1 protein-coding gene is annotated in these 809 nt (G+C 66.1%); it reads left to right on the top strand.

Features of this window, described 5'->3' with window-relative positions; genetic code table 11:
• Window positions 1-66: 66 nt before the first annotated feature.
• Window positions 67-809: class I SAM-dependent methyltransferase (locus ACSNOH_RS34965; RefSeq protein WP_436725470.1), on the top strand; the 743-nt coding region annotated here is incomplete at its 3' end.

Here is an 809-nt window from a genome sequence, read left to right as displayed (position 1 = left end):
TTGGGTGAGATGCGGGCGTGGCGGGATGCTGCGGTGGGGCAGGTGTTGCGGTGGGGGCCGCGGCGTGTGCTGGAGATTGGTGTGGGTTCGGGACTGTTGCTGTCCCGGATTGTTCCGGAGGTCGAGTCGTACTGGGGAGTTGACCTTTCGGCGGCGGTGATTGAGCGGCTTGGTCGGCAGGTTCGGGATGCTGGTTGGTCGGGTCGTGTGGAGTTGCGGGTTGGTGGTGCTGATGAGGTGGTGGGGCTGCCGGTCGGGTTTTTTGACACGGTGGTGTTGAATTCGGTGGTGCAGTATTTCCCGGATCGTGGGTATTTGGAGCGGGTGCTGGACCGGGTGGTGGGGTTGCTGGCGCCTGGTGGGCGTGTGGTGGTGGGGGATGTGCGGTATGCGGGGTCGTTGCGTGTGCTGCATGAGGCGGTGGTGCGTGCGCAGGGTGGTCGTGGTGTGGGTGCGGGTGCTTTGCGTGCGGCGGTGGATCGGGCTGTGTTGGTGGAGAAGGAGTTGGTGGTTGCGCCTGAGTTCTTCTGCCGGTGGGCGGAGGGGCGGGGGGATGTGGTTGCGGATGTGCGGTTGAAGCCGGGTGGTTATCACAATGAGTTGACGCGGCACCGGTATGAGGTGGTGTTGCATCGGTCGCCGGGGGCGGTGCTGCCGGTGGGTGATGGTGATGTGCCGCGGGTGGTGTGGGGTGGTGATGTAGCGGGTCTGGAGGGTCTGGAGGGTGTGCTGGGTGGGGGCCCGGTGCGGGTGTCGGGGATTCCGAATCTGCGGTTGGCGACGGAGGCCGGCCGGGACGGGGGAGTGGA

Origin of the sequence: Streptomyces sp. URMC 127 (genome assembly GCF_051386535.1) — a bacterium.
In the GTDB taxonomy this organism is placed as follows: domain Bacteria; phylum Actinomycetota; class Actinomycetes; order Streptomycetales; family Streptomycetaceae; genus Streptomyces.
Note: the sequence above shows the minus strand (reverse complement) of the source record. Positions and strands in the feature narration are given on the sequence as shown.